General features: G+C 72.1%; 25 protein-coding genes and 1 pseudogene. 17 read left to right on the forward strand and 9 right to left on the reverse strand.

Going from position 1 to position 22,313, the window contains the following annotated elements:
• Nucleotides 1–93: 93 nt before the first annotated feature.
• The 4 genes from ACIRD8_RS03370 to ACIRD8_RS03385 all read left to right on the forward strand — a co-directional run bounded on the left by ACIRD8_RS03370 (nt 94) and on the right by ACIRD8_RS03385 (nt 3,725).
• Entirely contained in the window at nt 94–1,617 is a 1,524-nt protein-coding gene (locus ACIRD8_RS03370) for a flavin monoamine oxidase family protein (protein ID WP_403985645.1), read from the forward strand.
• A gap of 82 nt (nt 1,618–1,699) precedes the next feature.
• Complete coding sequence (locus ACIRD8_RS03375) at nt 1,700–2,638, forward strand: PAC2 family protein (RefSeq protein ID WP_403985452.1); 939 nt, start codon at nt 1,700–1,702, stop codon at nt 2,636–2,638.
• Nucleotides 2,639–2,681: 43 nt separating this feature from the next.
• A complete protein-coding gene (gene coaE, locus ACIRD8_RS03380) occupies nt 2,682–3,284 on the forward strand; it encodes a dephospho-CoA kinase (RefSeq protein WP_403985454.1) in 603 nt (200 codons plus the stop codon).
• A 72-nt stretch (nt 3,285–3,356) separates the two neighbouring features.
• Nucleotides 3,357–3,725, forward strand: coding sequence for a tetratricopeptide repeat protein (locus ACIRD8_RS03385; RefSeq protein ID WP_403985456.1), 369 nt, complete (start codon nt 3,357–3,359; stop codon nt 3,723–3,725).
• Between the two features lie 56 nt (nt 3,726–3,781).
• On the opposite strand, the gene ACIRD8_RS03390 is transcribed toward ACIRD8_RS03385, so the two are convergent.
• Nucleotides 3,782–4,069 (reverse strand): DUF6343 family protein, encoded by a 288-nt coding sequence (locus ACIRD8_RS03390; protein ID WP_403985458.1) that lies wholly within the window; start codon nt 4,067–4,069, stop codon nt 3,782–3,784.
• A gap of 105 nt (nt 4,070–4,174) precedes the next feature.
• On the opposite strand from ACIRD8_RS03390, the gene ACIRD8_RS03395 reads away from it, so the two are divergent.
• Nucleotides 4,175–4,879 (forward strand): class I SAM-dependent methyltransferase, encoded by a 705-nt coding sequence (locus ACIRD8_RS03395; RefSeq protein WP_403985460.1) that lies wholly within the window; start codon nt 4,175–4,177, stop codon nt 4,877–4,879.
• A 5-nt stretch (nt 4,880–4,884) separates the two neighbouring features.
• Here ACIRD8_RS03395 and ACIRD8_RS03400 read toward each other — a convergent pair whose 3' ends face one another.
• The gene (locus tag ACIRD8_RS03400) at nt 4,885–5,241 is read right to left on the reverse strand and encodes a hypothetical protein (protein ID WP_403985462.1); all 357 of its coding nucleotides are present in this window, start codon (nt 5,239–5,241) and stop codon (nt 4,885–4,887) included.
• Nucleotides 5,242–5,461: 220 nt separating this feature from the next.
• On the opposite strand from ACIRD8_RS03400, the gene ACIRD8_RS03405 reads away from it, so the two are divergent.
• From ACIRD8_RS03405 to ACIRD8_RS03415, 3 genes are all read left to right on the forward strand, one after another.
• Complete coding sequence (locus tag ACIRD8_RS03405) at nt 5,462–6,514, forward strand: slipin family protein (protein WP_403985464.1); 1,053 nt, start codon at nt 5,462–5,464, stop codon at nt 6,512–6,514.
• Nucleotides 6,515–6,649: 135 nt separating this feature from the next.
• The gene (locus ACIRD8_RS03410) at nt 6,650–9,544 is read left to right on the forward strand and encodes a DEAD/DEAH box helicase (protein WP_403985466.1); all 2,895 of its coding nucleotides are present in this window, start codon (nt 6,650–6,652) and stop codon (nt 9,542–9,544) included.
• Complete coding sequence (locus tag ACIRD8_RS03415; RefSeq protein WP_403985468.1) at nt 9,541–10,818, forward strand: SWIM zinc finger family protein; 1,278 nt, start codon at nt 9,541–9,543, stop codon at nt 10,816–10,818. The genes ACIRD8_RS03410 and ACIRD8_RS03415 overlap by 4 nt, the downstream gene beginning before the upstream one ends.
• A 15-nt stretch (nt 10,819–10,833) precedes the next feature.
• On the opposite strand, the gene ACIRD8_RS03420 is transcribed toward ACIRD8_RS03415, so the two are convergent.
• Nucleotides 10,834–11,142, reverse strand: a complete 309-nt coding sequence (locus tag ACIRD8_RS03420) for a hypothetical protein (protein WP_403985470.1) — start codon at nt 11,140–11,142, stop codon at nt 10,834–10,836.
• A 157-nt stretch (nt 11,143–11,299) separates the two neighbouring features.
• On the opposite strand from ACIRD8_RS03420, the gene ACIRD8_RS03425 reads away from it, so the two are divergent.
• Nucleotides 11,300–11,821 (forward strand): HXXEE domain-containing protein, encoded by a 522-nt coding sequence (locus ACIRD8_RS03425; RefSeq protein ID WP_403985472.1) that lies wholly within the window; start codon nt 11,300–11,302, stop codon nt 11,819–11,821.
• 49 nt (nt 11,822–11,870) lie between these two features.
• Here the strand turns inward: ACIRD8_RS03425 and ACIRD8_RS03430 are convergent, their stop codons facing one another.
• The 3 genes and pseudogenes from ACIRD8_RS03430 to ACIRD8_RS03440 all read right to left on the reverse strand — a co-directional run bounded on the left by ACIRD8_RS03430 (nt 11,871) and on the right by ACIRD8_RS03440 (nt 14,322).
• The gene (locus tag ACIRD8_RS03430) at nt 11,871–12,335 is read right to left on the reverse strand and encodes a DUF3574 domain-containing protein (protein WP_403985474.1); all 465 of its coding nucleotides are present in this window, start codon (nt 12,333–12,335) and stop codon (nt 11,871–11,873) included.
• A gap of 149 nt (nt 12,336–12,484) precedes the next feature.
• Nucleotides 12,485–13,114, reverse strand: a pseudogene (locus ACIRD8_RS03435) (peptidase).
• Nucleotides 13,111–14,322, reverse strand: a complete 1,212-nt coding sequence (locus ACIRD8_RS03440; RefSeq protein WP_403985476.1) for a pyridoxal phosphate-dependent aminotransferase — start codon at nt 14,320–14,322, stop codon at nt 13,111–13,113. Before ACIRD8_RS03440 ends, ACIRD8_RS03435 begins: the two are co-directional and overlap by 4 nt.
• 68 nt (nt 14,323–14,390) lie before the next feature.
• Here ACIRD8_RS03440 and ACIRD8_RS03445 point away from each other — a divergent pair, with 68 nt between their 5' ends.
• Both ACIRD8_RS03445 and ACIRD8_RS03450 read left to right on the forward strand, forming a co-directional pair.
• Nucleotides 14,391–15,119: a winged helix-turn-helix transcriptional regulator gene (locus tag ACIRD8_RS03445; RefSeq protein WP_403985478.1), complete on the forward strand. Its 729-nt coding sequence runs from the start codon at nt 14,391–14,393 to the stop codon at nt 15,117–15,119.
• Nucleotides 15,120–15,153: 34 nt separating this feature from the next.
• Nucleotides 15,154–15,675, forward strand: coding sequence for a cupin domain-containing protein (locus ACIRD8_RS03450; RefSeq protein WP_403985480.1), 522 nt, complete (start codon nt 15,154–15,156; stop codon nt 15,673–15,675).
• 13 nt (nt 15,676–15,688) lie between these two features.
• Here ACIRD8_RS03450 and ACIRD8_RS03455 read toward each other — a convergent pair whose 3' ends face one another.
• From ACIRD8_RS03455 to ACIRD8_RS03465, 3 genes are all read right to left on the reverse strand, one after another.
• Complete coding sequence (locus ACIRD8_RS03455; protein ID WP_403985482.1) at nt 15,689–16,054, reverse strand: nuclear transport factor 2 family protein; 366 nt, start codon at nt 16,052–16,054, stop codon at nt 15,689–15,691.
• A gap of 104 nt (nt 16,055–16,158) precedes the next feature.
• Nucleotides 16,159–16,536, reverse strand: a complete 378-nt coding sequence (locus ACIRD8_RS03460; protein WP_403985484.1) for a fluoride efflux transporter FluC — start codon at nt 16,534–16,536, stop codon at nt 16,159–16,161.
• On the reverse strand, nt 16,536–17,003 hold the full coding sequence (locus ACIRD8_RS03465) for a fluoride efflux transporter FluC (protein ID WP_403985486.1): 468 nt from the start codon (nt 17,001–17,003) through the stop codon (nt 16,536–16,538). The genes ACIRD8_RS03460 and ACIRD8_RS03465 overlap by 1 nt, the downstream gene beginning before the upstream one ends.
• A gap of 197 nt (nt 17,004–17,200) precedes the next feature.
• Here ACIRD8_RS03465 and ACIRD8_RS03470 point away from each other — a divergent pair, with 197 nt between their 5' ends.
• Genes ACIRD8_RS03470 through ACIRD8_RS03495 form a run of 6 tightly spaced genes read left to right on the forward strand, consistent with a single transcriptional unit; the run spans nt 17,201 to nt 22,289 of the window.
• Nucleotides 17,201–18,163, forward strand: coding sequence for an urea transporter (locus tag ACIRD8_RS03470; protein WP_403985488.1), 963 nt, complete (start codon nt 17,201–17,203; stop codon nt 18,161–18,163).
• A 36-nt stretch (nt 18,164–18,199) separates the two neighbouring features.
• Nucleotides 18,200–18,505: an urease subunit gamma gene (locus ACIRD8_RS03475; protein WP_014156865.1), complete on the forward strand. Its 306-nt coding sequence runs from the start codon at nt 18,200–18,202 to the stop codon at nt 18,503–18,505.
• 3 nt (nt 18,506–18,508) lie between these two features.
• On the forward strand, nt 18,509–19,330 hold the full coding sequence (locus ACIRD8_RS03480; RefSeq protein ID WP_403985490.1) for a cobalamin biosynthesis protein CbiX: 822 nt from the start codon (nt 18,509–18,511) through the stop codon (nt 19,328–19,330).
• The gene (locus ACIRD8_RS03485) at nt 19,327–19,800 is read left to right on the forward strand and encodes an urease subunit beta (RefSeq protein WP_403985492.1); all 474 of its coding nucleotides are present in this window, start codon (nt 19,327–19,329) and stop codon (nt 19,798–19,800) included. The genes ACIRD8_RS03480 and ACIRD8_RS03485 overlap by 4 nt, the downstream gene beginning before the upstream one ends.
• Nucleotides 19,800–21,524 carry an urease subunit alpha gene (gene ureC / locus ACIRD8_RS03490; RefSeq protein ID WP_403985494.1) on the forward strand — a complete coding sequence of 575 codons (1,725 nt, stop codon included), beginning with the start codon at nt 19,800–19,802 and terminating at the stop codon, nt 21,522–21,524. Before ACIRD8_RS03485 ends, ureC begins: the two co-directional genes overlap by 1 nt.
• A 3-nt stretch (nt 21,525–21,527) precedes the next feature.
• Complete coding sequence (locus tag ACIRD8_RS03495; protein WP_403985496.1) at nt 21,528–22,289, forward strand: urease accessory protein UreF; 762 nt, start codon at nt 21,528–21,530, stop codon at nt 22,287–22,289.
• Nucleotides 22,290–22,313: the final 24 nt, after the last annotated feature.

The raw sequence follows: 22,313 nt of genomic DNA on the forward strand, positions 1-22,313 counted from the left end.
ACCACACGCGTCTCACAGGACTCTCCCGCGGCTGCGGGCACCAGCCGTCGCGGCTTTCTGCGCAATGTGGGCCTCACCGGCGGCGCCGGCGCCATGTTCGCCACCATGGGGGCACTCGGCCTCGCCCCCACCGCCCGGGCGGCGAGCCGTGAGCCCGCCTTCCGGGCGCCGAGCCCGGGTGACTTCTCGCTGAAGGGGAAGGCCGCCGCCAAGGTCGTGGTCGTCGGCGGAGGCATCGCCGGCCTCGCCGCCGCGTACGAGCTGGGCAAGGCGGGGTACGACTGTACGGTCCTGGAGGCCCGCGGCCGCACCGGCGGGCGTAACTTCACCGTCCGGGGCGGCGACACGACCACCGACACCAACGGCAACAAGCAGACCGCCCGCTTCAGCGACGGCCAGTACATGAACGCCGGTCCTGGCCGGATCCCGCAGTGGATGGTCACCCTCGACTACTGCCGCGAACTCGGCGTCCCCGTGGAGGTGTTCACCAACGAGAACGCCAACGCCTACCTCTTCAACGAGAAGGCGGGCATGAAGGCGCCGGTCCGCTACCGCACCGCCAAGGCCGATATGTACGGCTACGTGGCCGAGCTCCTCGCCAAGGCCACCGACAAGGGCGCCCTCGACCGGCAGATCACCGCCGACGACCAGGAGCGGCTCCTGGAGTTCCTCAAGGAGTTCGGCGACATCGGCGACACGCTCGACTACACCGGCAGCCCCCGTCGCGGCTACCGCGTCGACCCCGCCGCAGCCGGCACCCCGGGTGAGGAACTCGGTCCCGCACCCACCGCGTCCGAGGTGTTCGCCAGCGGTGTCGGGCGCTACTTCTCCTTCGAGTTCGAGTACGACCAGGCGATGCTGATGTTCCAGCCGGTCGGCGGCATGGACCGGATACCCGCGGCGCTCACCAGGGCCGTGGGCGAACGGAGGATCCGCACCGGGGCCGCCGTCACCGAGATCAAGGACACCGCCCACGGCGTCACCGTCACGTACACCCAGGCGGGCCGCACCCGGCGCGTCGAGGCGGACTACTGCGTGGCCGCGCTGCCGCCCAACATCCTGGCGAAGACCGCGCACAACCTCGGCCCGGCCGTCCAGAGCGCCCTGGAGGCCTGCAAGCCGTCCTCGGCCGGCAAGATCGGGCTGGAGTACAGGAGCCGCTGGTGGGAGAGCGACCACCGGATCTTCGGGGGCATCACCGAGACGGACATGGATCTCTCGCACATCTGGTACCCGTCCTACGGCCACCTCGGCGAGCGCGGCACGATCATCGGCTACTACAACACCGGTTCGAACGCCGACGCGTACGCGGCCCTCGCGCCGCGTGAGAGGGAGGCCCGGGCCGTCGCCCAGGGCGTGAAGATCCACGGCGACAAGTACCGTACGGAGCTCGCCACGTCGTTCTCCCACCACTGGCGCCAGACGCCGTATCTGGAGGCCTCCTGGCACTCCCTGTCCGGCGGGCCCGACGCCCCCGCCTTCGCGCCGCTCAACAGGCCCGCCGGGCATGTGTACTTCGCCGGTGACTACCTCAGCCACACCGACGCCTGGCAGCACGGGGCGTTCACCTCGGCGCGGAAGGCGGTGACGGCGCTGCACAGCCGGGTCCTCGCGTAACCGCGAGGGAAAGGGGCGCGGGCGGGAATGCCGTGGCCGGGCGGGGTGTTCTTGTCCAGGAACACGAGGAGGAGCGGTAACCGTGCCTGATCCGCAGAGTTTGTACGAATGGGAGCCCAAGGGCCTGGCCGTCGTCGACATGGCGCTCGCCCAGGAGTCGGCCGGCCTGGTCATGCTCTACCACTTCGACGGATACATCGACGCGGGTGAGACCGGCGAGCAGATCGTCGACGGCCTGCTCGAGACGCTGCCCCACCAGACCGTGGCCCGCTTCGACCACGACCGGCTCGTCGACTACCGGGCGCGCCGCCCGCTGCTGACCTTCAGGCGCGACCGGTACACGGCGTTCGAGGCGCCCACCCTGGAGGTGAAGGCCGTCCAGGACGCCACGGGCGCCCCCTTTCTGCTCCTCTCCGGGCCGGAGCCCGACGTCGAGTGGGAGCGGTTCGCCGCCGCCGTGGAACAGATCGTGGAGCGGCTCGGCGTCCGCCTCGCGGTCAGCTTCCACGGCATCCCCATGGGCGTCCCGCATACCCGCCCGGTCGGCCTCACCCCGCACGGCAACCGCACCGACCTGATGCCCGGACACCGCAGCCCCTTCGACGAGGCGCAGGTCCCCGGTTCCGTCGAGGCGCTCGTGGAGTACCGGCTGATGGAGGCCGGGCACGACGTCCTGGGCGTCGCCGCCCATGTGCCGCACTACGTCGCCAGGTCCGCCTACCCGGACGCCGCGCTCACCGCCCTGGAAGCCGTCACCGCGGCCACCGGCCTTGTCCTGCCGAGCGTCGCGCACACCCTGCGCACGGAAGCGCACCGCACCCAGACCGAGATCGACCGGCAGGTCGGCCAGGGCGACGAGGAACTCGTCTCGCTCGTCGAGGGGCTGGAGCACCAGTACGACGCGATCGCGGGGTCCGAGACCCGGGGCAACCTCGTCGCGGAGCCGGCCGACCTGCCGTCGGCGGACGAGATCGGCCGCGAGTTCGAACGCTTCCTCGCGGAGCGTGAAGGCGATTCCTGAGGGGGCCGAGGCCGTCCCCCGGTCCGGAGGCTAGGCTCGGCCCATGCTGAAAGTGGGCCTGACCGGTGGGATCGGCGCCGGCAAGAGCGAAGTGTCACGACTGCTCGCACGCTACGGAGCCGTCATCATCGACGCCGACCGGATCGCCCGCGAGGTCGTCGAGCCCGGTACCCCCGGGCTCACGGCCGTCGTCGAGGCCTTCGGCCCCGGGATCCTCGGCACCGACGGAGCCCTGGACCGGCCCGCGCTCGGCTCGATCGTCTTCGCCGACGCCGCACGCCTGGCCACGCTCAACGCCATCGTCCACCCGCTCGTCGGAGCCCGTTCCGCCGAGCTGGAACGGGCAGCCGGGTCGGGCGCGGTCGTCGTCCACGATGTCCCGCTGCTCACCGAGAACGATCTCGCCCCGCTCTACGACCTGGTCGTGGTCGTCGACGCGAAGCCCGGAACCCAGCTCGACCGGCTCGTACGGCTGCGCGGCATGACGGAGTCCGACGCCCGCGCGCGCATGGCGGCACAGGCCACGCGTGAGGAGCGACTGGCCGTCGCCGACCTCGTCGTCGACAACGACGGCCCGCTGGAGGACCTGGAACCCCAGGTCCGCGCGGTCTGGTCGGAGCTCACCGCACGGGCCGCCACCGGCTGACCCGGCGTGCGGATGGAATACGCGCACCCGGCCGCATGTTGAAGACCGGCAGGCAAGGGGAAGGATACGGCCGTGCCCGAGAACAACCCGGAGACGCATGTCATCGACTTCCGTGCGGCCGAGCAGCTGCTCGCCGCACGGGACCCGCGGGGTGCGGTCAAGCTGCTCGACTCGGTGATAGCCGCCCACCCGGAGAACACGGCGGCCCGGCTGCTGCGGGCCAGGGCCTTCTTCGCCGCCGCCCAACTGCGTCCGGCCGAGCTGGAGTTCGAGCTGGTCCTGGAGCGTGAGCCGGACAACGCCTTCGCGCACTTCGCCCTGGCCCGGACCTTCCAGCGCGCCGGCCGGGAAGAGCAGGCCACCCGCCACTTCCGGCTGGCCGCGGCACTCGACCCGAATCCGGAGTACCTGCGGGCGGCCCGCTTCGACGACCGTTCCTGACGCGGCCGGGGCGCGGGACCGGCGCCCGGCCGCCCCTAGCCCCGCCGCGGCGGGACTCAGCTGCCGTACCGCCTCCGGCCGCCCCGGTCGGGTTCGTACGGCGGGACGTCCCGGCCCGGCTGGAAGTGCGGGCCCTGCCGCATGTGGCGGACGACGACGCACAGGTCGGTGACCGTGATCACCAGCAGGACGGCACAGGCCGTGGCCCAGCCGGCCCGCCCGGTCATCACGAAACCCACCAGACCGGCCACGGCCCAGACCATGCCCCACAGACTCAGCCAGAACCGCATCCGCAGCGGACTGCGCGCGGTGGACGGTTCACTTCCGGTACGCAACATCGGCATCGCCTCGTCTCCAGCATGACTCCGCGGCCCGGCGTACGGAAACCGCGGGCGCTGCCGGCGGCGGTGACGGGGAACGCCGCCCCGCGCCCGTACGTTCCGGCGGGTATGAGCGGACAACTGGTACGTGAGGGCCACACAGGGACCGGACCCGGCTCCATCACACCGGACGGCTGCGCGGTCGAGCTGTACGCGCGCCTGTCCGTCGGCAGCGAACCCGAGGTGATCGCCTCGGCGCTGCGGCCGGGGGCGAGCGTGCTCGAACTGGGCTGCGGGGCGGGCCGGGTGACGCATCCCCTGGTCGGGCTGGGCTTCGACGTGACCGCGGTGGACGAGTCGGCGCAGATGCTGGAGCGCATCCGAGGAGCCCGCACGGTCCGGAGCCCCATCGAGGCGCTGGATCTCGGAGAGGAGCGGTTCGACGCCGTGGTGCTCGGGTCGTTCCTGGTGCACACGAGCGATCACCGGGTCAGGGAAGGGCTGCTCGGGACCTGCCGCAGGTATGTGAAGGACGACGGTGTCGTGCTCATCCAGCGGGAGGGCGCCGGCTACCACTCCGATCTGCCCCGGGAGCGGGAGGACGCCGCCGCGGGCTGCGTCATCCGGATCCTCTCGGCGGAACCCGTCGGCGACGGGGTGGACGAGGTGCGCGCGGAGTACGTCTTCGAGGACGCCCGGTGGACCCAGACCTTCCGGTCGCGGGAGCTGTCCGTGGAGCGGTTCGAGGCGTACCTGGAGGAGGCCGGGCTCGCCCTCGGCCGCTACCTCACCCCGGACGGCATCTGGGCGCTGGCCCGCCCGAAGCAGTCCTGAACGGGTCAGTGGATGAAGCGGTAGCTGCGCCAGGGCAGGGCGCGCGGCGCGTTGGCGTCGGAGAACGTGGTGGCCACGTAGGCGGTCGAGCGGCCGGTGCAGTCGCGGGTGGTGTAGAGCTCCATGTCGATCAGCGTCCGGTTGTCGACCTTGCCCGAGCCGGCGGGGTCCATCGTGTGGCAGCCCTTCACGGAGGGGCTGTGCACGGTGACGACCTCGTCCTTCCCGGTGGTGTAGGACACCGGCCCCACCGCCGTGCGCCCGAGGCCGGAACAGCCGGTGACGGTCAGGGTGAGCAGGGCCGCACCGGCGGCGATGCGGATGCGTCGGCGGAGAACGGTGGGGGGCGCGGTCACGGACATGGGCGGGGTCCTCGTCTGCTCGTCCGGCTCATCGGTACGTCCCAGAGACGTGCTGGCGCTGGCCACCCTGCCCGGTCCGCGGGGTGCCGGCATCCGGTGCGCGGCCGGCCGGGGCCACCGGCACCCGCACGGGGGTTCGAGAATGTACGTATCGGGCATATCGTGTTAATAGGGCGTGATGAACGGGTGCGGTGACGCACCCCGGAGGCAGGGGGCCGTGATGGTCCAGGAGCTGTTGATCGCATTGGTGGCGGTGCTCTCGTGCGGCCTGGTGTACGCCATGGCCGCGGCCCGGGTGGTCAAGCAGTACGAACGGGGGGTGGTGCTCCGGCTCGGACGGCTCCATGACGCGGTGCGCCCCCCTGGCTTCACCATGATCGTCCCGGGTATCGACCGGCTCCGTAAGGTGAACATGCAGATCGTGACGATGCCCGTGCCCGCGCAGGACGGGATCACGCGCGACAACGTCACGGTGCGGGTGGACGCCGTCATCTACTTCAAGGTGGTGGACCCGGCGAGCGCGGTGATCCAGGTGGAGGACTACCGGTTCGCGGTCTCCCAGATGGCGCAGACCTCCCTCCGGTCGATCATCGGTAAGAGCGACCTCGACGATCTGCTGTCCGACCGCGAGAAGCTGAACCAAGGACTGGAGCTGATGATCGACAGTCCCGCGGTGGGCTGGGGCGTGCAGATCGACCGGGTGGAGATCAAGGACGTCTCGCTGCCCGAGACCATGAAGCGCTCCATGGCCCGGCAGGCGGAGGCCGACCGTGAGCGGCGCGCGAGGGTCATCAACGCCGACGCGGAGCTGCAGGCGTCGAAGAAGCTCGCCCAGGCGGCGCAGCAGATGTCGACCCAGCCGGCGGCGCTGCAGCTGCGGCTGCTGCAGACGGTGGTCGCGGTCGCGGCCGAGAAGAACTCCACGCTGGTCCTGCCCTTCCCGGTGGAACTGCTCCGCTTCCTGGAGCGGGCGCAGCAGGGGCAGCAGCCGCAGGAGCCGGCCACGGTGGACCCGGCGGCCGAGGCGGACCAGGCCGGGGCGTCCACCGTGGATCCGTCCGCCGCCGTCGGTCCTCCGGTTGCGGGCACCCCGGTCGTGGATCCCACGGTCACGGCGCAGACCTTCACGGACCAGCCGCTCCCGGATCCCCCTCTCACGGATGCGGTTCCGGAGCCGGACGGGGTGCCGGAGTTCGAACCCGAGGCGGTCCCGGACTTCGAACCGGAGCAGCCGTCCCGCCGCCCCCGTAGGGGCCACTTCACCCATCACTGACGCGGTCGCCCGCCCCCTCGCCTGTGGGAACACGGCCGGGGGCGGGCGTTGTCACACCCCCCGCCTAGACTCGCGAGGACAGGAAAAGTACGGGCGAGCGGCCAGACGCGGACCGGAGCGGGAGGGGCGGTGGACATGGAGCGGCAGACGCAGGACGTCGCTGTCGACCGGCTGCTGCGGTGCGCCGCCGTCTTCCTGCCGTCAGCGCTGCCCCGGGAGGGCCGGATCGCCTTCTGGGACCCCGAGGGAAGCGTCGGCCGGGGAAGCGTCGGCCGCCCCGCCGTGGTTCCCGACGGCCCCGCGTACACCGCTGTCGAGCTCACGGTCGTCGGCCTGGACGGCACGGACGGCGCCCGCGCACGCACCGTGCCCGCCGTCGCGCTTCCCGTCGGGGACGCGGTGGCCCTGCTCGCGCGCGCCCGGCACCGCGCCACGGCCCACCCCGCCACCCGCGCGTGGGGAGCGGCCGCCCTGCACGCCCTGACCCTCGTGGCGCGCGGCAGACTCCTGCCAGGCCTGACGGCCGACGACCACGACGCCTGGCGGGCCGGACCGCGCGACGCGGAGGACATCGCCCACCTGAGGGCCGTCGCCGCCTCGATGCCGCCCGAGGGGCACGCCGTTCCGCTGGACGGCACCCCCCTGCGCGTCCCCGAGCCCCGCGCCCTGCTCGGAGCCTTCCTCGACGCCGTCGCCGACACCCTGCCCCGGACGCCCGCCGCCGCCCACGCCATGGGGGCGCCGTTCGCCGCCCGCGAGGCGCAGCACCTGCCGGACGCCCGGGCCTGGGCCGTCGAGGTGGCCGCCGGGCTCGATGCCGGGGTGCGCGTCTCGCTCCGGCTCGACCTCTCCGCGTACGACCTCTTCGACTCCTCCGGCACCACGGGGGAGGAGGACGCGGAGGGCCCTTCCGCCGCCACGCGCCACGCCGCCGCCGCCATCACCCAGGTGCACAGCCTGGCCGACCCGACGTACGTCACCGACGCGGCCACCCTGTGGAGCGGCGGGGCCGGCGAGCCCTTCGGGCCGAGGGCCCGGATCGACGCCGTGCTCGCACTGCGCCGCGCCGCCCGCGTCTGGCCACCGCTGGAGCGGCTGCTGGACCAGCCCGTTCCCGACGTCCTCGCCGTCACCGAGGACGAGCTGTACGAGCTGATCGGCGCCGCCGGAGCGCGGCTCGCGGCGGCCGGGGTGGCGCTCCACTGGCCTCGCGAGCTCGCCCGCTCGCTCACCGCGACGGCCGTCGTCCGCCCGGCACCCGGGTCGGCCACCGACGGCACCTCCTTCTTCGACGCCGAGCAGCTCTTCGCGTTCAACTGGCAGCTCTCCCTGGGCGACGACCGGCTCACCGAGGCGGAGATGGACACCCTGGCCGAGGCGCACCGGCCGGTGGTGCGGCTGCGCGACCAGTGGGTCGTCGTGGATCCCGCGCTCGTCCGCAAGGCACGCAAGCGGGAACTCGGGCTCCTGGACCCGGTGGACGCGCTCGCCGTCGCGCTCACGGGCAGCGCCGAGGTCGACGGCGAACAGGTCGAGGCGGTGCCCGCCGGCGCCCTCGCCGCGCTCCGCGCGCGCATCCTGGACGAGGAGGCCACCCTCCCGGCGCCGCCCGGTCTCGACGCCACCCTCCGCGACTACCAGCTCCGCGGCCTGGCCTGGCTGGACCGCATGACCTCGCTGGGCCTGGGCGGCTGCCTCGCCGACGACATGGGCCTCGGCAAGACGATCACCGTCATCGCGCTCCATCTGCACCGCGACCGCGCCGCCCCCACCCTGGTGGTCTGCCCCGCCTCCCTCCTCGGCAACTGGCACCGCGAGATCAGCCGCTTCGCACCCGGCGTCCCCGTGCGGCGCTTCCACGGCACCGACCGCGATCTGGGCGGCTCCGACGGCGGCTTCGTCCTCACGACCTACGGCACGATGCGCTCCAGCGCCGAGCAGCTCGCCGGACACACCTGGGGACTGGTCGTCGCCGACGAGGCACAGCACGTGAAGAATCCGCACTCCTCGACGGCCAGGGCCCTGCGCACCATCCCGGCCCCCGCCCGCATCGCCCTGACCGGCACCCCCGTCGAGAACAACCTCTCCGAGCTGTGGGCGCTGCTCGACTGGACCACCCCCGGCCTGCTGGGCCCGCTCAAGGCGTTCCGCGCCCGGCACGCCAGGATCGTCGAGAACACCGGCACCGCCGCCGGCCTGGGCAACGAAGAGGCCGTCGAGCGGCTGTCCCGGCTGGTCCGCCCCTTCCTGCTGCGCCGCAAGAAGTCCGACCCGGGCATCGCGCCCGAGCTCCCGCCCAAGACCGAGACCGACCACCCGGTCTTCCTCACCCGGGAACAGGCCACGCTCTACGAGGCGGCCGTCCGCGAGACCATGGCGTTCATCGAGCAGTCGGAGGGCATCGCCCGGCGCGGCCTGATCATGAAGCTGCTGGGCTCGCTCAAGCAGATCTGCAACCACCCCGCGCAGTATCTGAAGGAGGAGCCGACCCGGCTCACGGGACGCTCCGGCAAGCTGGCCCTGCTCGACGAGCTGCTCGACACCATCCTGTCCGAGGACGGCTCCGTCCTGATCTTCACCCAGTACGTGTCGATGGCCCGTCTCCTCGCCGCCCACCTGGCCTCCCGCGCCATTCCCTCCCAGCTGCTGCACGGCGGCACACCGGTGCCCGAGCGCGAGCGGATGGTGGACGGCTTCCAGTCCGGCGAGGTCCCCGTCTTCCTGCTCTCGCTCAAGGCGGCGGGCACCGGGCTGAACCTCACCCGCGCCGCCCACGTCATCCACTACGACCGTTGGTGGAACCCGGCGGTGGAGGAGCAGGCCACCGACCGCGCGTACCGCATCGGCCAGACCCAGCCCGTGCAGGTGCACCGGCTGATCGCCGAGGGCACCGTCGAGGACCGGATCAGTGAGCTGCTGGAGTCCAAGCGGGCCCTCGCCGACGCGGTGCTCGGCTCCGGAGAGGCCGCCCTGACCGAGCTCAGCGACCGCGACCTGGCCGACCTCGTCTCGCTCCGGAGGACGTCATGAGCCCCGGTGGGAGCCCCGCGGCCCGCCCCGGCCCCGACGATCTGCGGCGCACCTTCGAAGCGGTGCCCGCCCGCGCCTCCGACGCCGGAGGGCACTTCGCGGACAGCTGGTGGGGCCGGGCCTGGGTCGACGCCCTGGAATCCCTGTCGATGGACGAGGGCCGTCTCGCCCGCGGCCGTACGTACGCCGACGGGGGTCACGTCGCCGCGGTCACCGTCACCCCCGGCCGGGTCATCGCCTACGTCCACGGCAGCCGTCCCCGCCCCTACCGCGCGGAGCTGCGCCTGCGCACGTTCTCGGCGTCCGACTGGGACACCTTCCTGGACGCGGTCGCGGCCCGGCCGGGGCATCTGTCCGCGCTCCTCGACAAGGAGATGCCGCACTCCCTGGTCGACACGGCGGGGGAGACCGGCATCCGGCTGCTGCCCGCCGCCGGTGATCTGGACCCGGACTGCTCGTGCCCCGACCGGGGCTGGCCCTGCAAGCACGTGGCGGCGCTCTGCTTCCAGACGGCCCGGCTCCTGGACAGCGACCCGTTCGTCCTCCTGCTGATGCGGGGCCGGGGCGAGCGCGAGCTCCTCGACGAGCTGGGCCGCCGCAACGCCGAGCACTCCGCGCGCGAGCGCCCCGAGACCCCGGCCATGCCCTCGGTCGCGGCCCGCGAAGCCCTGGCCGACCGTTTCCTGCCGCCGCTGCCCGCGCCCCTGCCCGTGCCTCCGTGCCCGGGTGAGCCCCCGTCCTTCCCGGAGCTGCCCGGCGCCCGCGATCCGCTCGGCCTCGACCACCTCGCCACGGACGCGGCGGCCCGCGCCCACGCGATGCTCACCACCGGGGAGGACCCGCTCGCCGGGCTCAGCACCTGGCAGGACGCCGTCCGGATCGCCGCGTCCCGCCCCACCGCCGGGCTCACCGCCACCACCCGGGCGCTCTACCGCGAGCTGGCCTACGCCACCGGACGCAGCACGACGGACCTGGCCCGGGCCGTCGCCGCCTGGCGGCAGGGCGGCGCGGAGGGGCTGGAGGTGCTGGAGACACCCTGGGACCCGCCGGCCGGCCCGTTCGACCGGGCGCGGCCCGCCCTCGCCGCGGCCGACCACCCGCGCTTCCAGCCCTGGCGCAACCATCTGACCAACGCCCGGGGCACGCTCCAGCTCCGCTTCGGCCACGACAGCCGCTGGTACGGCTACGAATCCGACCCGGGCGAGGACGACTGGTGGCCCCGCGCCACCCCGGACCCCGACCCGGTGGCCGCCCTCAGGGCCCTGCGCGGCTGACGCCCGGCACGTGCGTCAGCTCTGCACGAGCATCAGCAGGACGACGATCAGGACCGCGCACAGCGGGAGCACCACCCAACGCGCCTTCCTGAAGGACTCGTTCTCCTGGTCGCTCCGTCCGCGGGTGGCCCCGTGGGAGTCCGCCAGGTGCTCCCAGGCCATGGCGTCGGTCCTCCGCGTGGTCAGCAGGGACGGGGACCAGCCGCAGTGCGCGCAGTCGAGGAAGTCGCGGTACGGGTCGTACCGGAAGTCCCGCTCGATGTTGACCGTGAACACCTGGTCCCCGGGGCCGATGGCGGTGAAGTGACGTATGGCCGCGCCCATGTCGACTGCTCCCCTGCTCGTGTCCGTCCGTGGCGCCGGCCCATGGACCCGGCTGCGGAACAGTAGCGAATACTGTGAGGACGGCGTCGTACCGGCCCGGGGCCGGCAGGTGACGCGACGTCGGAACAGCGCGTCACCGAACGGCAAGGGGGCGGACATGGCAGGGAAAGCGGTGTCAGGTGCGGTGACCTGGGGGCTGTTCGCCGCATGGGCGGTGCACGACGCGGAGGAACTGGCCACCATGGCCCGGTGGGCCGCGGCGGCCCGGCCCCGGCTCCAGGAACGCTTCCCGCGGGTGCCGGACGCGGTGTGGCAGCGGATGGATCTCTCGCAGCGCGAGGTGAACACCGCCATCGGCCTCATGGCCGGGGTGGTCGCCGCGGCTTCGGCGGCCGGTGCGCGCACGGGGGGCCGCAGCCCCTTCTTCGGGACCGTCCTGTTCGGATTCGGGCTGCACGGAGCGGTCCACCTGGCGCAGTCCGCCGCCTACCGCGGCTACACCCCGGGTGCCGCCACCGCCCCGCTGGTCGTCATCCCGTACTCGGTCTGGGCCGTACGACGGCTCGCGGCGGCCGGGGTCCCCGTCGGGGGAGGGCGGTCGGCCGCCGCCGGACTGGCGCTGTTCCCGGTCGTCGCGGCCGGGGTGCAAGGCCTCGCCCGGCTGCTGAACAGGCGCTGAGCAGCCGGGGAGAGGGCGCCGAACGGGCAGACCGGACGATGTCCGGGACTCAGAAGTCGGCGAGGGTGCGTTCGTCGAGCCGGGCCACCGAGTCCTGGGCGTAGGCCTTCTCGTACGCCGAGCGGATCCGCTCGATCTGCGGGTCGCGCAGGCGGGCCTCCGACGCCGGGTACAGCAGGATCAGTTCGTACGAACGCTCCCGCTCGATCACCCCGTTGGAGTCACGCCACTGCCCCCGGCCCTCCTGGACCGTGAGGCCGCCGGGGAAGCTCGGAGTCACCTTGCGGTCGATGAACGACCGGAACTGCGCCTCCGTCACTGCCGGCCCACCGTCGGGGCGTTCCGTGCCGAAGAAGAGACGGGTCTCGACATACGCCGCGCCCCGTGCGGCGGGGGCCGCCGCGGCCGGGGGCACCTCACCGCCGAGGGTGGCGTACGCGATCGGCGTCCCCCCGGCCAGCACGGCACAGGCCGCGGCGGCGGTCATGAGCGCGGTGCGCCTGCCGGAACGCATCGGACGCGGCTTCGGCTGTGTACGCGGACGGTGCAAGGCACACTCCCAGGAACGGTCGGGCGAGGTCGGCGCCCACCGTGGCACGGGAGCCCCGCGCCCACACGGCGGGACATCCCGAACCGGGCCGAACCACCCGTAATGGTGAGCCGCTACACGCCTGTCGCCGGGAGGCCGGGGAGGCAGACCCCACGGCCCGCGAAGAAGCGCTCGAAGACCGGCAGCGGAAGGTCGGCCGCCCGCGTCCCGGCCGTCGTCCCCGACGGGTTGTGGAAGTGGACACCGGCCCCGTCGGCCGTCCGGGAGGTCAGCAGCACCAGATGTCCGCCGCGCCCCGGCGCCGGCTGCTCCGGGTGCCGGATCCCTTAGTGCACGGAGGCCATCACCAGCCGGCCCGCGTCCAGCAGGTCCAGGATCCCGGCGGGGGAGAGGTCCCGGTGGACGACCGCGTCGAGGCCGTGGACCTTGGACACGTACCGGGCGAAGGGGGCGTAGACCAGGCCCTTGATCACGCCGTCGGGACCCTCGGTGTACGCCTCGTACGTCAACGCACCGTCCCGCAGGGCGAACAGGGACGGCGCGCCGGTGCCGAGCGCCATCCGCAGACAGGTCATCCCGCACAGATGGCCAGCCCAGCGCGCGTACTCGGCGGGCGAGACCGCGCCCGAGTCCGCCCAGCGGGGGTCCTCGGCCGGGTCGAGCCCGCCCTCCACGATCGCCTCCACGAGACCGGCCGAGGCGAACTGCGTGTGCACGGGCGTACGACAGGTCCCACAGGTCACTGACGGTATCCGTTCAGGAAGCGGCCGATGCGGCTGATCGCCGCGTCCAGGTCGTCGGCGTGCGGAAGGGTGAGGATGCGGAAGTGGTCCGGGCGCGGCCAGTTGAAGCCGGTGCCCTGCACCACCTGGATCTTCTCCCGCAGCAGGAGGTCCAGGACGAAGCGTTCGTCGTCGACGATGCGGTGGACCTTCGGGTCGATGCGCGGGAAGGCGTACAGCGCCCCCTTCGGCTTCACGCACGACACCCCGGGGATCTCGTTGAGCCGCTCCCAGGCCCGGTCGCGCTGCTCATGGAGCCTGCCGCCCGGGGCGACGAGCTCCCGGATCGACTGCCGGCCGCCGAGCGCGGCCTGGATCGCGTACTGCGCGGGGGCGTTGGGACACAGCCGCATCGAGGCGAGCATGGTCAGCCCCTCCAGATAGCTGCGGGCGTGCTGCTGGGGGCCCGACACCACCATCCAGCCCGAGCGGAATCCGGCGACGCGGTACGTCTTGGAGAGCCCGCTGAAGGTGAGGCAGAGCAGATCGGGAGCGAGCACCGCCACGCTGTGGTGCTCGGCGTCGTCGTACAGGATCTGGTCGTAGATCTCGTCGGCGAACACCATCAGCCCGTGCCTGCGCGCCAGGCCGAGCATGCCGTCGAGGACCTCGCGGGGGTAGACGGCGCCCGTCGGGTTGTTCGGGTTGATGATCACCATGGCCCGGGTACGGTCGGTGATCTTCGAGGCCATGTCGGCGAGGTCGGGGTTCCAGTCCGCCCCCTCGTCGCAGGTGTAGTGCACCGCCTTCCCGCCGGCGAGGGTGGTGACGGCGGTCCACAGCGGATAGTCGGGGCTCGGGATCAGGATCTCGTCGCCGTCCTCCAGGAGCCCCTGCACTGCCATGGAGATCAGCTCGGAGACCCCGTTGCCGAGGAAGATGTCGTCCACGTCGACATCGGTCAGCCCCATCGCCTGATAGCGCTGCGCGACGGCGCGGCGCGCGGACAGGATGCCGCGCGAGTCGGTGTAGCCGTGTGCCTGGGGGAGCATCCGGATCATGTCCTGGACGATCTCCTCCGGCGCCTCGAAGCCGAAGAGCGCCGGATTGCCGGTGTTGAGACGGAGCACGCTGTGGCCCGCCTCCTCCAGGGCGTTGGCCTGCTCGATGACCGGCCCCCGGATCTCGTAACAGACCTCGTTGAGCTTGCTGGACTGCCGGAACTCCATGCGGTGCCTCCCCGACACATATTGCGGTACTTGGTTTTACCAAGCCCGGGCTTGGAAAGTCCAACAACATGTCTAGACTGCGTCGCATGCCACGTCAGCAGCAGCCCGCACGCCCCGCCCGCCGCCGGAGCTACGACCAGTTCTGCGCCACCGCCCGTGCCCTCGACTCCGTCGGCGACCGGTGGACCCTGCTGATCGTCCGTGAACTGCTGGCCGGACCGCGCCGCTACACGGATCTGCACGCCGATCTGCCCGGAGTCAGCACGGACGTGCTGGCCTCCAGGCTCAAGGACATGGAACAGGGCGGCCTGGCGGTGCGCCGCCGCCTGCCTCCTCCTGCGGCCGCCGCCGTCTACGAACTGACCGAGCACGGCCGCGGACTGCTCCCGGTGCTCACCGCGCTCGCCGCGTGGGGTGCGCCCGGGCTGGGTGAGCGCCGCCCCACGGACGCGGTCAGGGCTCACTGGTTCGCCCTGCCGCTGCTGCGGGCCCTGGACGGCCTCACCCACAGCGGGGTCATCGAAGTGCGGCTCCCCGAGGGGGAGTTCCACATCCGCACCGGGGCTGAGGCGACGGGCGGTGCGGCGTACGGATACGGCCCCGCCGGTCACCCGGACGCGTGTCTCGTCCTGGACGCGGACGCCGTCCTGGCGGTCGGACGCGGTGGGAGCACCCTCGCGGAGGCCGTCAAGGAGGGCCGGGTCGAGGTGCTCGGCGAAGGGGCGCTCGCCGACGAACTCCGTGGGGGCCAAAGCCCGCGTCCCCGACTCCTCCCGCCCAACTCGCCGGTAGCGTAGAGGCGTTCATCGGGCGGATGCTGAGGAGTCCTTCATGAGGTTCGGCGGCGTGGTCGGAGCGAAGAACGGGAACGGCGGGACGGGCGCGGGGCGGCGAAGCACGCTGCGCAAGATCCTGCTCGTGGGTGTCTGCGTGGCCGCGCTGGGCCTCGTGCCGGCGGCGGCGGTCGCCACGCCGGGCAGCGGAGTGAGCGGCACCGTCGTCGCGAAGGGCACCTCCGAGGGCAAGCTCAAGGTGAAGACCCCGCGGGGCCGTACGGACGTCACCTTCCGGGAGATCACCGTGGAGCCCGGCGGCTCCACCGGCTGGCACACCCACAAAGGGCAGCTGATCGCCGTCGTCAAGTCCGGGACACTCACCAGGACCCTCGACGACTGCTCGGTCGAGGTGACGCCCGCCGGGACGTCCTTCATCGAACCCTCCGGGGCCGACCACCGGCACATCGGACGCAACCTCGGTACGGAACCCGTCGTCCTGTGGGTGACGTACCTGCTCCCCGAGGGCAGCGCACTCTCCGACGACGCCGCCGCGGCGCACTGCCCGGGCGTGCGGTAGCCCTGGGGAGCGGTCAGTTGGCGGGGGTGTCGCCGTAGGCGCCGAAGCCCGCCACGACCAGGCCGTCCCGGAAGGTCAGCACCTCGCTCACCCGGCCGCCGATCTGGTTGCGGTAGTCGATGACCAGCGCGTCGACGCTCGCCCTCACGTCCATCACCTCGAACCGGAGGTCCGGGATCCGTTCCAGCCCCTGCGCCCAGTACGCGCGCAGGGCCGCCTTGCCGTGCACGGTGCCGGCCGGGTCGTCCGTCAGCCGGGCGATCATCGGCGAGCTGAACGTCACGTCGTCGTGGTAGTGCGCGAGGATGCGGTCCAGGTCATGGGAGTTCCAGTCGTCCTGCCAACGGGCAGCGAACCGACGGGCGAAGGCGAGATCCATACGGAGCATCATGCGCCAACGCCCCGGCGCACGGGAGTGGTTTTCCTCTGGTTCCGGCCGCCGGATCCAGCGGTCGCGGCCGCCGGATCCACGGTCGCAGGAGGTCACAGGAGCGCGTTCGCCACCGCCGCTCCGGCGAACGAGAGCCCGAGCCCCGCACCCACGCTGAGCAGCAGATATCCCCCGGCCACCGCCAGTCTGCGAGCCGAGGTGAGCGTCAGGAGCTCGTAGGAGAAGGTCGACCACGTCGACAGGGCACCGCAGAAGCCGGTCGCCAGCAGCAGTTGGAGCCGCGATCCCAGCTCGCCGTCCGTGGCGCCCTGGGCGACGAATCCCAGCACCAGGCAGGCGGCCGCGTTCGCCGCGAGCGTTCCCCAGGGGAAGGAGCCACCGAGGCGGTACTTGGCGTCGACGCCGAGCAGATAGCGCACCGGCGCCCCGACGAGCGCCCCGGCGAGCACGAGCAGCCAGTCGGCCGACATCACGCACCGTCCTGCGTGCGATAGCCGCCCCTGAACACCGCGTGGGCGACCAGAGCGCCCGCCGTCACCCCCGCGAGAGCGGCCACCACCGTCAGCAGGAGGCTGCCCGTCGCGTAGCCGGGCCGGTCCGCCTCGAACAACTGGCGCACCCCGTCCGTGTAGTGCGAGAACGAGGTGAAACCGCCGAGGACCCCGGTGCCCAGAAGAGGGCTGACAAGCCGGGGGGCCGAGGGGAAGCGCAGCTTGAGGGTCACCATGAGGATGCCCATCAGGAAGCAGCCCACCGCGTTGACCAGCAGGATCGTCCAGGGAAAGGCCGTCGGGCCGGTGGGCCACAGCAGCTCGGCACCGTAGCGGGCCGCGGCTCCGGCGGCGCCGCCGACCGCGACCGCGGCCACGACGGAGCGCTGGACGCCGGGGTGGTGGTCCGGGTGTGTGCGGGCGTGCAGAGCCATCTTCTGGAGCATGCCGACACCGTATGGGGATGAATCGGGCTATCCGCGCAGGGCGCGGTCGTGGTGGGACGTGCGGCTCGAACGGCGCACCCGAAGTCGTCGATACCCGGCAGATGGCATTTCCTGGGCATGGCGCCCATGTCCATACAGATCCTTGTAAGAGGCACGGGCTCATTCGCACGTTCTCCTTTCGAAGGCTGGAGCCACCCGTGCCTGTCGCCGAACCGGACATCGTCGGAAAGCTGCAGAGGAAAGAACCCTCCGGTTTCCTTCTGGCGTCGGTCCGCGGGGTGGGCCAGGTCGACCTCCAGCCCCTCCTCTGGACCGGCGTCCTCATCCTCGCCGCGCTGTGGAGCGCCGGCTGGCAGATCGGCCTCTTCGCGACCCTGGGCACCCTGATCTCCACAGCCACCGCCTACGCGCTGGGTGCGGACCGGTCGAACATCGCCCTCGGCCTCCAGGGGTACTGCGGCTGCCTCACCGGAATCGCGCTGGTCACCTACCTCGGGCACCACCCCGCCACCTATGTGCTGGCCGTCGTCGGCGCGATCATGTGCACCCTCCTCACCGCGACGCTGACCACTCTGCTCGCGCCGTACGGACTGACCGCCCTCACCGCGCCGTTCTGCCTGGTCTCAGGCGTCATGGTGCTCGGCGCCCCCTCCTTCGGCCGGATCTGGCACGGCGCCCCCGAAGAGGTCTCCAACCCGACCTCCGGGGACACCGGGATCTCCTGGAGCGACCTGTGGCACGCCTTCTTCACCAACGTGTCGCAGATCTTCCTGGTCGACGAGTGGTACGTCGGGCTCATCATGCTCGTCGGGCTGGCCTTCGCCGGCGTACGGGTCCTCCTGTACGCGGCCGCCGGCAGCGTCATGGGCATCGTGGCCGCCTGGGCACTCGGCGCCCCGACCGCCCAGATCGCCCAAGGCATCTACGGCTACAACGCCGTCCTGGTCGCCATCGCCCTCGGCGCGGTCTTCCTCGCCGGCACGGTCGCCAACGGCGTCTACGCGCTCTTCGGAGCCGCGGCCACCACCGGCCTCACGGCGTCACTGACCTCCCTGTTCAAACCCTTCGGCGGCCACACCTTCACCTGGCCGTTCATCCTCACCACCTGGGCGCTCATGGCAGCGGTCCCTCTGCTGCCGCGCCTTCGCCGCAGCGCCTGAACCACTCGTCCCCCCATCCTGAGGAAGGTACCGACGATGAACCTCGCCCCCCGCGAGATCGACAAGCTGTTGGTGTACGTGGTCGCCGACCTGGCCCGCAAACGTCAGGGCCGTGGGCTCAAGCTCAACTACAGCGAGTCCGTCGCGCTGATCACCGAGGCCATTCTGGAGGCGGCCCGCGACGGCAGGAGTGTCGCCGACTGCATGGAACTCGGCCGGCAGATCGTCGGCGAGGACGACACCATGCCGGGCGTACGCGAGATGCTCGGGCTGCTGCAGGTCGAGGCGTCCTTCGTGGACGGCACCAAACTCGTCTCCTGTCACGACCCCATCGGGGGCTGAGACATGACGGACCGCCGCCGCGTCGTCGCCGTGTACGGCCATGAGGCCGGCGACGGTGAAGCGCTGCGCGACCTCGCGGGTCCCGAGGTGCTCGTCGTTCCCGGCGGACGCGAGCTGATCCGCGCCCTGGCCGGCCTGAGACGCTCGGGCGAGCAGGCGTGCGTCGTCCCGATGACCCTGGGCAGGGACCCCGAACTCGTCGCGGACACCGCGCGCACGCTGCGCGCGCTGCCCGCCGGACAGACCTCCGGGACCCTCCTCGCGGAGCCGTTCGGAACCGGGCGGCATCTGGTCGCCTGGCTGCGGGCGGCGGCCGCCCGCACACCGGGAACCTCGGCGCTGCTCGTCACCGCCCCGGCCGGCGGACTGTTCGACGACGCCGAGCTCTACCGGATCGCACGGCTGGTCCACGGCTACGGCAGCCATCGCCTGGTCGAGGTCGCGTTGACCGGCGGCGACCCGGATCCCGCCGGGGGAGTGAGGCGCTGCGGCATGCTCGGCGCCTCCCGGGTGACGCTGCTGCCCGCGGCGTTCCACCTCCCGGAGCTCCCCGTGGTGCCGGGCACCGAGGTCACGTCCGCCGGGCCGACGGTGTCCCGCGCGGCACTGGCCCGGGTCCTCGCCGAACGGGTGGCCGACGCCGGGCTGCGCTGGAGCCGGGGGCGGGACGACGGCATCGCGACCGGACTCACCGCCGCCGACGACCACGGCCACTCCCACACGCACCCCCCGGGGGAGGGGCACGACCACGGACATCCCCACCCGCACCCGCACGGCCACCCGCACGGCCATGGAGCGGGCCACCTCACCAGGAGCACCGCATGACATTCCGCCAGAAGTACCTGTACGGCGAGGATCCGATCGAGATCAACGCCGGCCGCCGGACCACCCGGCTCACCGTCGAGAACACCGGCGACCGCGCGATCCAGATCGGGTCGCACTACCACTTCTTCGAGGTCAACTCCGCGCTGTCGTTCGACCGGCAGAAGGCGCTGGGCATGCACCTCAACATCCCCGCCGGCACCTCTGTACGCGTCGAACCCGGTGGTACGCGCGAGGTCGAGCTGTGCGAGTACGCCGGCACCGGGCGGCTGGTCGGCTTCAGCGGGCTGCTCAACGGCAGCCTCGTATCGCACCCCGCCCGGGTCGAGGCCGTGCGCAAGGCCATCGAACGGGGCTTCGCCGGCGCGGAGGAGAGCACGGCGGGCAGGCCCACCGCGGGCGGGAGCGGCGGCACGAGCACGGACAAGCCCAGGAAACAGAAGGACACCAAGCAGAAGAAGGGTTCGCGCTGATGCCCATCCTGCCGCGCAAGCAGTACACCGACATGTTCGGTCCGACGGTCGGCGACCGTTTCCACCTCGGCGACACCAACCTCGTCGTCGAGGTCGAGAAGGACTACAGCGAGGGCCAGTACGGGGACGAGGTCCTCTACGGCGGTGGCAAGACCATGCGCGACGGCATGGCCTCAGACCCCCAGGCCACCAGCGCCCAGGGCGCCCTCGACACCGTCATCACCAATGTCGTGGTCATCGACCCGGTCGTCGGCGTCGTGAAGTGCGACATCGGGATCAAGGACGGCTTCATCGTCGACATCGGCAAGTCCGGCAACCCGCAGACCCAGGACAAGGTCCACGCGGGCCTGATCATCGGGCCCGGCACAGAGGCCATCGCCGGCGAGCACCTCATCGCCACGGCGGGCGCCATCGACACCCACGTCCACCTGATCGCGCCCCAGCAGGCCGAGCAGGCCCTCACCAACGGCATCACCACGCTCATCGGCGGCGGCACCGGCCCGACCGACGGCTCCAACGGCACCACCTGCACCCCCGGGCCGTACAACATCGGCAAGCTGCTCCAGGCCGCCGAGAGCATCCCGGTCAACGTCGGCATCATGGGCAAGGGCAACGGCAGCCTTCCCGAGGCGCTGAACGAGCAGGTCGTCGCCGGAGCCTGCGCCCTGAAGGTCCACGAGGACTGGGGCGCCACCCCCGCCGTGATCGACAACGCCCTGAACGTCGCCGACGAGCACGACGTCCAGGTCGCCATCCACACGGACAGCCTCAACGAGGGCGGATTCTTCGAGGACACCCGCTCGGCGATCGACGGACGCACCATCCACACCTTCCACAGCGAAGGCGCGGGCGGCGGTCACGCCCCCGACATCATGCGGGTGGCGGGGGAGCCCAACGTCCTGCCGTCCTCGACCAACCCGACGCTGCCGTACACCAAGAACTCCGTGGACGAGCTGCTGGACATGGTGATGGTCTGTCACCACCTCAGCCATGACATCCCCGAGGACGTCTCCTTCGCCGACAGCCGGGTCCGCGCCGAGACCATTGCCGCCGAGACGGTGCTCCACGACCTCGGTGTGATCAGCATGTTCTCCTCCGACTCGCAGGCCATGGGCCGGGTCGGCGAATCGGTCACCCGTGCCTTCCAGACCGCCCACCACTGCAAGGACAAGCTCGGTCCGCTGGAGGGCGACTCCGAGCGCAACGACAACCAGCGGGTCCTGCGCTACCTCGCGAAGGTCACCATCAATCCGGCGATCGCCACCGGCATCTCGGACCACGTGGGCTCCATCGAGAAGGGCAAGATCGCGGACATCGTGCTCTGGCCCATCCACTCCTTCGGTGCCAAGCCGAAGATGGTGATCAAGGGCGGCATCGTCTCCTGGGCACAGATGGGCGACCCCAACGCCTCGCTGCCGACCCCGCAGCCCGTGATCTACCGCCCGATGTTCGGCCAGTTCGGCAAGGCCCAGCAGGCCACGCACGTCACGTTCATGTCGCAGGCGGGCATCGCCGCCGACGTCCCCGCCGAGCTCGGCCTGGAGCGGAAGGTCCTGCCCGTGCTGCGCACCCGGACCATCGGCAAGCACAACATGGTCCGCAACGACGCGCTGCCGCACATCAAGGTCGACCCCGAGACGTTCAAGGTCACCCTCAACGGCAAGGTCGCCACCATCGACCCCGCCGAGAAGCTCCCCCTCAACCACCTGTTCTTCCTGGTCTAGGCGGTGTACCAGGAGGAGAGCGACACCATGGGCCCCGGGCCCGGCGCGCGAGCCGCCCCGGGGACACCGGCCACGGCGACCGGGCTCGGACACCTGCTGGTCAGTCTCCAGCTGACCGACTCGGCGTTCCCGAGCGGCTTCTACACGCTGTCGCACAGCCTGGAGGGATTCGCCCACGCCAAGGCGGTCGACTCCGACTCCCTGCCCCGGCTGCTGGAATCCCTGGTGCTGCACGGCGTCGGCCCGGCCGACGCCACCGCGCTCGCACTCGCCCACCGCGCCTGCCGGGCGGGAGACCCGGACGCCGTGGCCGCCGTCGACGAACACCTCTTCGCCACCAAACTGGGACGGGAGATGCGCCAGGCGGCCACCCGGACCGGACGGCAGCTCCTCGACCTGGCGAGCGAGGTCTTCGACCGGCCGGAGATCGGCGCCTACTTCGCCCGTGTCGTACGCCGCGAGGCCCCCGGAACCCAGGCGGTGGCGGCCGGAGTCATCTACGCGGCGACCGGCGTACCGGTCCGGCAGGCCGTCGCCTCGGACCTCTTCGCCTTCTGCGCGAGCTTCGCGGGAGCCGCGCTCCGCCTGCGGCTCACCGACCACCGCAAGGCGCAGACCCTGCTCCACGGAGCCGCCCCCGTCATCGAGGAGGCCGTCGAGGCGGCACTGCGCCGGGAGCTGCCCGACGTCGGTGCCACCGTCTTCGCCTCGGACATCATGTCGGGCCGTCATGAACGCGCCGAGGCCCGGCTCTTCGCCAGCTGAACACACTCACCCCCCACACGAGCC

This window comes from Streptomyces sp. NPDC102451, from assembly GCF_044765485.1.
In the GTDB taxonomy this organism is placed as follows: domain Bacteria; phylum Actinomycetota; class Actinomycetes; order Streptomycetales; family Streptomycetaceae; genus Streptomyces.